The organism is Microcoleus sp. T3_B1 (assembly GCF_036700445.1).
Taxonomy (GTDB): Bacteria; Cyanobacteriota; Cyanobacteriia; order Cyanobacteriales; family Microcoleaceae; genus Microcoleus.
This window is the reverse complement of record NZ_JAUBOX010000145.1, coordinates 1-9,828: the sequence shown is the minus strand read 5'-3', so window position 1 is coordinate 9,828 and position 9,828 is coordinate 1. Positions and strand designations below refer to the sequence as shown.

4 protein-coding genes and 1 pseudogene are annotated in these 9,828 nt (G+C 48.5%); 4 read left to right on the top strand and 1 reads right to left on the bottom strand.

The annotated features are described in order from the left end of the window. Positions 1 to 64: 64 nt before the first annotated feature. The 4 genes and pseudogenes from QT990_RS34665 to cruG all read left to right on the top strand — a co-directional run. Positions 65 to 2,203: pseudogene (locus tag QT990_RS34665) on the top strand (beta strand repeat-containing protein); the annotation flags it as partial. A gap of 119 nt (positions 2,204 to 2,322) precedes the next feature. Continuing rightward, complete coding sequence (locus tag QT990_RS34660; protein WP_333147829.1) at positions 2,323 to 4,938, top strand: CHAT domain-containing protein; 2,616 nt, start codon at positions 2,323 to 2,325, stop codon at positions 4,936 to 4,938. A 349-nt stretch (positions 4,939 to 5,287) separates the two neighbouring features. Next, the gene (gene cruF, locus QT990_RS34655; protein WP_333147833.1) at positions 5,288 to 6,229 is read left to right on the top strand and encodes a gamma-carotene 1'-hydroxylase CruF; all 942 of its coding nucleotides are present in this window, start codon (positions 5,288 to 5,290) and stop codon (positions 6,227 to 6,229) included. 232 nt (positions 6,230 to 6,461) lie between these two features. Further along, positions 6,462 to 7,664, top strand: coding sequence for a 2'-O-glycosyltransferase CruG (cruG, locus tag QT990_RS34650; RefSeq protein WP_333147835.1), 1,203 nt, complete (start codon positions 6,462 to 6,464; stop codon positions 7,662 to 7,664). 88 nt (positions 7,665 to 7,752) lie between these two features. On the opposite strand, the gene QT990_RS34645 is transcribed toward cruG, so the two are convergent. After that, the coding region (locus QT990_RS34645) for a calcium-binding protein (RefSeq protein ID WP_333147838.1) at positions 7,753 to 9,828 on the bottom strand (2,076 nt) is incomplete at its 5' end.

Sequence of the window (9,828 nt, the reverse complement as noted above, 5' to 3'; positions counted from 1 at the left end):
AATTAATAATTAAATGGGGTCGCAAAATCAAAAATAAGGGTAATGATTGTATCACAGTTTAAATGTGCAACAGCTTAATATTGAAATAACCAACGGCTCAGTGCTCAACACCAGTGGACTCGGTGGGGGCAAAGTTGATATTCGAGGTGGAAATGTCAACCTCAATAATGGGCAGATTTATGCACTGACTTTGGGAAATATCGATGGTAGGGGTATCGACATTAACGCTCAAAATTTTCGGGCCGAAGGTGGAGCGCAAATCTCCACGCTGGCATTAGAAAATGGTGTAGCGGGCGCTGTCAATATCCGCGCTACCGACTCAGTAGAACTGAGTGGAATTGGAGTTGAGAGCTTTCAAAACTTTATTAGTAAGTTTACAATATCTGGCTCGATAAATCCTTTTGACCCGCAAATTATTTTGGTAACTAGCACCAACGGCACAGGAAACGCCGGAAACATCACGATCGATACAGGACGACTGCTGATAGACAATGGAAGCGTATTGGGTAGCGCCACGTTAGGTGCTGGCAACGCCGGAAATATGACCTTCCGTGCCAGGGTTTTTGATATGGCCGGTTCTGGGATCAACAGTGGCACAATTGCGGGGAGTACGGGTAAGGGAGGAAGTTTCACCTTTGAGGGAGAACGTTTAAGAGTGCGCGATGGCGCTGGTATCGTCAGCATTACTCGCAGTGAAGAAGCAGCGGGGAATATCAATATTCAAGCTTCCGAATCAGTAGAAATTTTGCGAACTCCCGACGGCAATCCTACCCCAACCTTTATCGGCGCAACCGCCATCAGCACTAAGGGGAGAGCCGGGGACATTAATATCGACACGAAGCGGTTGATTATCTCTGAAGGAGGCGGAATTAGTTTATCTAGCGGATCTGTTGTTGGCAACCAACCGTTGAATACAACTGCGGGGCAAGGAGGTAATTTAACAATTAGAAGCTCTGAGTCAGTAACAGTCGAGGGTATTTCTGGAGTGTTGGCAAATGGGAGTCGGACTGCTAGTTTCATCTCCGCTGATGCCTACTCTGCCAGTCCCGGAGGGAGCATGAACATTTCTACACCTGTAATGACTCTACGGGATGGGGGAATTATTTCTACGGCATCTTTAGGTGCAGGAGATGCGGGCAGCATTACGATTAATGGGGGTCGTGTAGAAGTTATAGGTAATGCGGGTTCAGGTGAATTTAACAGTCAAATTCAGATTTCCGTTGGGATTGCATCTGGTGTAATCAATCCCAATGCTACGGCGAATGCAGGTTCGTTGAATCTGAATGTGGGGCAATTGATTCTTCGTAATGGGGGAACACTCAATCTGCGAGCCTTGGGTTCAGGAGGGGCGGGTAACATTAACGTGAAAGCAGATTCAATTTCCCTTAACAACCTAAGCAGCATTGACGGTAGAACTGAATCCGGTGCCGGAGCAAATATTAACCTTGAAGCACGGGATGTCCAGTTACGCCGAGCCAGCAGAATTACAACTGATGCAGGTAGTTCTGGCGGCGGTAATATCAACATTAAAAGCGATATTCTGGTGGCTTTACCCAACGAAAATAGCGATATTACTGCTAATGCGCGATCGGCTCAAGGTGGTCGCGTTAATATTAATGTCCCTAATGTTTTCGGGTTTACCTCAGTGACTCGCGAACAGGTTCGAGGTAATTTGGGATTAACAGATGCTCAATTTGCAGCGTTGCAAGTAAGTCCGACTTCTCTAGTTCCTACCAGCGATATTGCGGCTATTTCCCAAAGTAGCGGCCCGGCTTTGCAAGGTAGTGTTACATTTAGTTCTTCTGGGGTGAATCCCGCTCAAGGTTTAGTGGAACTGCCGCAAAATGTGGTCGATCCGGCTGCTTTAATTGCGGCAAATCCCTGCACGCAAGAGACAGGGAGCGCATTTACTGCTACTGGGAAAGGAGGAGTACCACCCAGTCCTAATGATGCCCTCAGCACCGCTCCAGCGCCCTTTCCTTGGGTAGAAGAGGCAGGAAGTTCGGCAACGAATGTAGAGGATTTAACCGATGTAACCGATCGAGCGAAGAAGGAAGAAGGGGAAATCCCCGATCGGGAAGTTGTTCCGGCGCAAGGTTGGGTGGTGAATGCTCAAGGAGAAGTTATGCTTGTTGGATATAATCCGGGTCATGCTGCTGACTCTCGCCATCCTCAACCGAGTTCGGGTTGTGTGCCGCGTTGAAATTAGGTTTTTTTTACCGCAGATGTAGGCGGATTAACGCGGATTAATGCAGATAAAGAATAAGATGTATTTGGGTTAATTAGTAGGTGTGTCTGCGGTTGTAATTTTATTTTCTAACTATGAAGTTTACCCGATCGCTCCGGCAAGTAATTCTGTTATTTGTGATTTCCTGTCTGCTAGCAGTTGCGATTCCTCCTGGAATTGCTCAGGTTAATCCACCACAAACGGTGCAGCTTGTTCGACAAGCTCGAACTCTGTACCAAGAGGAACGTTTTTCGGAAGCTGTACCTTTGTTGCAGCAAGCGGCGGCGGCCTTTGAGGCAAAAGGCGAAAATCTCGATCGCGCCACAGCTTTGAGTAATTTAGCTGCAACCTACGGGCAGTTGGGGCTTTGGGAAGAAGCAGAAAAAGCTGTAAATTCGAGTTTGTCGGCAGTGCGAACACAAGCCAAAACTCCCGAACAGCAGCGGATTTTGGCTGAAACTCTCAACATTCAAGGACAGTTGCAACTTGAACGCGGACAGACTCAAGAGGCGATCGATATTTGGACGCAAGCTGCTAAAATTTTCGAGCAAATTGATAGAAAAAACCAACTTTTTCAAGCTCAAATTAATCAAAGTCGGGCTTGGGAAATTCTGGGACTTTACCCCAGAGCTTGCAAAATGCTATTAGCTTCTTTCAAGTTGGAAAACCCAACTTGCGAAGTTTCGACAGCGGGTTTGGAAACTTTGAAAAATGGGTCTGTTTCTATCGAACAAGTCCGGGCAACTCATGCTTTAGGGCGGGTACTGCGGGTTTTGGGACAACTGGAACGATCGCAGGATGTGCTTTCGGCGGGACTCGAAGCAGCCCAAAAATTAGGTAGCCGATCAGAGGAGGCGGCAATTTATCTCAATCTGGGAAATACGGTACGGGCTAAAAGCAATAAACCGGGTTTGACACCAGAACAGCGGGGTGATTGGGAACGCTTGGCCCTAGAGTATTATGGTCGATCGATCCAGGCGATGCCGGATCGATCGCCCCTACAAATTCAGGCAAAGTTAAACCAATTGAGTTTGTTACTCGATCGCAAAGATTGGTCGGAAGCAGAGGCTTTGTGGCGTTCTCTCGAACCTCAAACCGCTCAATTTGGGTCGAACCGCGCCGGACTTTACGCTCAAATTAATCTAGCTCAAAGCTTGATGAAATTAGCTCAGTCGCCTGCGAAAACTTTGAGTTTAAGCGATATTGACACCATGCTCGATCGCTCTGTCGAACGAGCAAACAGTTTGGGCGATAAACGCATACAAGCTTATATTCTGGCAGCCAAAGGCAAACTATCAGAAATCCAACAGCAGTATCAGAAAGCGGAAAATCTCACAACTGAGGCTTTGAGTTTAGCACCGGCGTTTCAATCTCCCGATATTGCTTATCAATTGTTTTGGCAACTGGGACGGATTCGGAAAGCTCAGGGAAATACAGAAGGGGCGATCGCTCAATATACTCAAGCTGTGAATGTACTGTCTTCTTTGCGGGGCGATTTGGTAACAGTCAATCCCGAAGTGCAATTTTCGTTTCGGGAAAGTGCCGAACCGGTTTATCGGGAATTAGTCGGGCTGCTTTTGCAAGAGGAATCTCCCAGTCAAACTAAATTGAAACTAGCGCGCCAAACGGTGGAATCTTTGCAGTTGGCAGAATTGGACAACTTTTTCCGGGATGCTTGTGCTGATGCTAAACCAAAGTCGATCGAGGAAATTGATCCGACTGCGGCGGTGATTTATCCGATTATTTTGAGCGATCGTTTGGAGGTAATTTTGTCAATTCCCGGCAAACCTCTGCGCCGCTACGCTACGAAGAAGTCTCAAGCTGAGTTGGAAACTGCCTTCAGACAAGCCAAAAATACCATCAGGCCTGCTGCTTTCCCCCGCAACAGGAGGCTACCCGTTGAACAGGTTTATGACTGGTTAATCCGCCCCGCAGAGGCGGATTTGACCGCCGCCGGGATTAAAACCCTGGTATTTGTGCTCGACGGTTACTTGCGGAATCTGCCGATGGCGGTGCTGCACGACGGTGAAAAGTTTTTGGTAGAAAAATACAGTATTGCTTTGGCGCCGGGATTGCAATTGCTGGCACCGAAACCGCTGAACAAAGTCAAGTTAAAAGTGATCACCGCTGGCCTCTCGGAAGCGCGTCAAGGCTTCTCGGCTTTGCCGGGGGTGAAGGAGGAAGTTCAGCAAATTGCAGCCGAGATGCCGGCGAGTTCGCTGCTGAATGAAGATTTTGTCAGCGGGCGGTTGCACGATCGAATTAAAGCTTTGTCTTACCCGATCGTCCATTTGGCAACTCACGGTCAGTTTAGCTCGAATGCAGCGGATACTTTTATTGTGACTTGGGATCAGAAAGTGAATGTTAAGGAGTTCGATCGACTACTGCGAGCCCGCACTGGGGAGAAACAACAGCCGATCGAACTTTTGGTTTTGAGTGCTTGCGAAACTGCTTCGGGCGATAACCGCGCGGCTTTGGGTTTGGCCGGGGCTGCAATTCGATCGGGTGCCCGCAGCACCGCCGCCACCCTTTGGCAAGTCAACGACGAATCTACAGCTATCTTTATGGCTGAGTTTTACAAGCAACTGGCTTCTTCTAAAACCAGCAAAGCTGAAGCCCTCCGCAACGCTCAATTAACGCTGTTGCAAAACCCACAGTATCAGAATCCGTATTTCTGGGCACCTTTCGTGCTTGTGGGCAATTGGCAGTAACCCTCTTGAGTCACTTTCGGTAGAGATGATTATCCTACTCCTATTCTAATTAAAGTAGGGTGCGTCGCCGCCAGAATTCTGATTATTTACGACTATCAATGAGCGACGCACCATACCGCTATACTCTCGCCCGAAGTGACAAAACAGAGGTAATTATCGGAAATTGGGAATCGGCCCGCGCAGGGCATGGGCCCGCGCAGGGCATGGGCCCGCGCAGGGCAACTGACAACTGTCAACTGACAACAGACAACAGACAATTGACAACTGACTCAAATGCAGTTGGTTTTTTGTTAAAGTTTGTAAACTGTTAAGAGTGCTTTCTGCATCTAATATTTTTTCGAGGAGTCCCATGAAGCAACTTTTGATTGCTGAGCGCTTTTGCCTAATTGCCCACGTCTTCTCAATGGCTTTTGGATTGGCAGGGTTGCTGCTGATTTTACCCCGTCCCGAATTGGTGATGAGTTTGCCACCAGCAGGGCAAACGCTATTCCAGTGGGGGATGGCTGGGGGTGGAGTAGTTTATATCATCTTTGGTGCAGCAGCAGTTGCTCTCTATTCCCTGCGGACATTGGGTTGGGGTGCAACTCTGGCTTTTTTAGTGCCTTCTGTGTTTTTGTCCTTGAGTAGCGAGTTGTTGGGAACGAGTACGGGTTTTCCCTTCGGGCACTACCATTATTTGAGCGGTTTGGGCTACAAAATTGCAGGGCTGGTTCCGTTTACAATTCCCCTCTCGTGGTTTTATCTGGGACTGGTTTCATACATAATTGCTCGCGCTGGAGTAGCTGGCGGTAAAGGTGAACTCAATTGGGTGCGCCAAATAGGGGCGATCGCCCTGGGTGCTTTGCTGCTAACAGCTTGGGATTTTGTACTAGATCCGGCGATGAGTCAAACTGCTGTGCCTTTTTGGGAGTTTGAGGAACTTGGGGCTTTCTTTGGGATGCCTTACCGCAATTTGGCTGGCTGGATGGGTACAGGGGCGCTATTTATGTCTGTAGCAGCTTTCTTGTGGAGAAAAACACCGATTAAATTAGAGCGATCGGAATTGGGTTTGCCCTTAATTGTTTATTTGGTAAACTTTGCTTTCGGAGCAATTATCACTGTAGTTTCCTTGGATTCTCGGTTCTGGTTCCCAACATCGCTAGCGGTGCTTCTGGGTGTAGTTCCGGCGATCGCGTTAAGCTGGATCGCTAAACCCGCAACAGGTGACGTAACAGAAACAATGCCGTCTTTGGAGACATCTGTTCTCACGGCCCAAATTCCACCTGAGCCCGTGGGGGTTTTGCGTAAGTGAGTTGCTAGTGAGCAACCCCGGCTGATTTAGCAAAAATTTACACTAAATTTTGAGCTAGTTTAAAAACCCGGTTTCTTGTAGAAACCGGGTTTTTCAATGGCGATTTTTTCATTCCCAATTCCTGTAATATGTTTGAGGTCAAAATTTTATTAAATTTTTAAATTGACACCAACCGTAATTCCCAATTCTTCAATTGAAAATCTAAAATCTAAAATCTAAAATCTAAAATCCCATGATCGCCCCTCACCTGTTCTCCCAACCGCTGACAAGTATCATCGCTGTCGCACTCTTGCTGCTGCAATTGCCCGCTGCAGCCCTTCTGATGTCGCGTTTGATTAAAGGCCCATCGCGCATCCCGCCCCTGGAACCGGATTCGCCGACGCTGGATTTGTTGGGTAGTTGTACTGCGGTGGTACCGACTTTGAACGAAGCCGATCGCATTTCGCCTTGTTTGGAAGGATTAACCAGCCAAAGTTACGAACTCCGAGAAGTAATTGTGGTTGACAGCTATTCGGTAGACGGAACCGGAGATTTAGTCAAAGCAGCAGCACAAAAAGACCCCCGGTTTCGCTTGATTAACGACGATCCGCTGCCGGCGGGTTGGGTAGGGCGTCCCTGGGCGCTGAATGCGGGTTTTTTGGCAAGTTCCGAGAAGTGCGAGTGGATTTTGGGGATAGATGCGGATACTGTGCCGCATCCGGGTTTGATTGCGAGTTTGCTGAAGACGGCGGCGGCTGGAAATTACGATTTGATTTCGCTGTCGCCGCAGTTTATCCTCAAGTATCCGGGGGAGTTGTGGCTGCAACCTGCTTTGTTAATGACTTTGGTTTATCGGTTCGGGCCCACGGGGACTGGCGGGGATGTGCCGGAACGGGTGATGGCGAACGGTCAGTGTTTCTTGTGTAAGCGCGAGGTTTTGGTGGCTTTGGGGGGCTATGAGGTCGCGAGGGGTTCGTTTTGCGATGATGTGACTCTGGCTCGCTATGCGGCTGCTAAGGGCTTTAAGGTGGGCTTTTTGGATGGGGCTAAGGTGTTGAAGGTGCGGATGTATGAGGGGGCGATCGAGACTTGGAATGAATGGGGTCGATCGCTCGATTTGAAAGATGCTGCTTCTGGCGCTCAAATTTGGGGCGATTTGTGGCTGTTGCTGGCGGTTCAAGGTTTGCCGGTGCCGATTGTGTTGTGCTATTTGCTGTTTGGTTCGCTGCCGCCGGTTGGTGTATTTCCGCACTTTTGGCTGTTGGGATTGAATGTATTTTTGGTTGCAGTGCGATCGGCTTTGTGTTTCGCGATCGCACCTTCCTACGATACAAGTCAGGCATCGGGTAAATGGCTGTTTTGGCTGTCACCTTTAGCCGATCCGCTGGCGTTTTTGCGTATTCTAATTTCTGCGTTGAATCAGCCTACTCAGTGGCGCGGCCGAAAGTATGAATAATCGTTAAATTTTTGCTAGACCTTTTAAAATTGGTAGAAGTGCGATCGTCCTTTTGAATCGAATGGGCGATCGTACTTTTCTTGATTTCCTAAATCAACCGGAAATTAGCGGATGTAATCGCATTGGCACTCACTCCAATCATCACACCTAACTCCTCTCCTGTCAAGACATTTTTGATGAGAGTTCCCTGAGTATTTTGAGTGATTGCTAACTGACCAAAACTCAAACCTCCGCTTAATCCAATCAAGTCTTGACCGATGGTAAAATCAGCGATGATATCAAATCCTTGACCAGTTGTTAAGGCAAAGATATCGTTGCCGCTACCGCCAATCAAACTATCATTCCCCACGCCTCCATCAAGCAAATCGGATCCTTTGCCACCAGTGAGAGTATCGTTATCTAGGCCTCCGTAAAGAGTATCATTTCCTTCGCACCCTCCGAGAATATCTGCTCCTGCATCACCGTTGATTAAGTCATTGCCTTCACCGCCGCAGAGGGTATCCGAACCTAACTGTCCAAACTGATTGTCATCACCTTGACTACCAAGGATGATGTCGTCACCTTTGCCTCCATATAAAACGTCATTATCCTTGCCACCATTGATGAAGTCATCATCTTTGTTGCCATAAATGATGTCAATACCTTCGCGACCATGTAACAAGTCATTGCCTTTGCCTCCGAAGATTAAATCCTTGCCCAATTCGCCAAGAACGATGTCGTTTCCTCCATCTCCATAGAGGATGTCGTCACCTTTGCCTCCGATGATGAAGTCATTGCCTTGGTTGCCATTAAAGATGTCGTTGCTGGCACCACCATATAAGTTGTCATTCCCAGATTTGGCATCGAATATATTGCCGTTGTTAGTGCCGAGAAATTCATCGTTTTGGGCAGTGCCTATTTGAATTCCCGATACACCAAGTATGGTGTTCTCAACTGAGTTAGGTTGATTTAAATTGGGATAGGCAATGTCATCGCAGATGCAGTCGTCATTGGGGATGTTGTTGGTTGTTGGTGTTGGCGTTACCGATGGTGTATCGGTTCCCGTTGGTGTTGGTGTTACCGATGGTGTATCGGTTCCCGTTGGTGTATCGGTTCCCGTTGGTGTATCGGTTCCCGATGGTGTATCGGTTCCCGTTGGTGTATCGGTTCCCGTTGGAGTGGGTGTTCCCGATGGTGTATCGGTTCCCGTTGGAGTGGGTGTTCCCGATGGTGTCGGTGTTACCGATGGTGTAGGTGTTCCCGTTGGTGTCGGTGTTGCTGTGGAATTACTAAAGAGAATGATGTCGCTTGGTGAGAGAGAATTGGCTTTGATAGAGATAGTTTGACCATTCCCTAAGTTTAAGACTAAACCCGAAGGGGTAGATTGTAATGCTGCGAGCACTTGTTCCGGTGAGGTGAAACCGAAGGCAACATCAAGTTGTAATTTATCTTCTCCAGGGGTGAAGTCTAAAATTAGGTTTTGTCCGCCGAAAGTACCAGGAAGGGAATTAAAGATAAAGGTGTCATTGCCAACTCCCCCGGTGAAGGTGTTGTTGCCAACTCCGCCATTGAGGGTGTCATTGCCAGCGCCACCATCAAGGATGTCATCACCATCGCTACCGCTAATATTGTCTGGGTTGCTTGTACCGGTGAAGTTGTCGTTAAAGGGACTGCCAATGATAGTGACAGGTTGAGTGATGTTGCTGAAGTTTTGAGTAAGGCTGTTGGGGGACGACGAATAATCGAAGAAGTTGGTTGGAGTGGGCGTTCCGGTTGGTGTGGGTGTTCCCGTTGGTGTGGGTGTTCCCGTTGGTGTCGGTGTTCCCGATGGTGTATCTGTTCCCGTTGGTGTGGGTGTTCCCGATGGTGTCGGTGTTCCCGTGGGTGTTCCCGCTGTGCCCGTTGGTGTCGGTGTTCCCGTTGGTGTATCTGTTCCCGTTGGCGTGGGTGTTCCTGATGGTGTTCCCGTTGGTGTCGGTGTTCCCGTTGGTGTATCTGTACCCGTTGGTGTCGGTGTTCCCGTTGGTGTATCTGTACCCGTTGGTGTCGGTGTTCCCGTTGGTGTATCTGTACCCGTTGGTGTCGGTGTTCCCGTTGGTGTATCTGTACCCGTTGGTGTCGGTGTTCCCGTTGGTGTATCTGTACCCGTTGGTGTCGGTGTTCCCGTTGGTGTATCTGTACCCGT

Excerpts from the sequence above, each read along its gene's own strand:
- cruG (WP_333147835.1), top strand. The coding sequence starts at position 6,462 with ATGATCGCCCCTCACCTGTTCTCCCAACCGCTGACAAGTATCATCGCT.
- QT990_RS34660 (WP_333147829.1), top strand. The coding sequence starts at position 2,323 with ATGAAGTTTACCCGATCGCTCCGGCAAGTAATTCTGTTATTTGTGATT.
- cruF (WP_333147833.1), top strand. The coding sequence starts at position 5,288 with ATGAAGCAACTTTTGATTGCTGAGCGCTTTTGCCTAATTGCCCACGTC.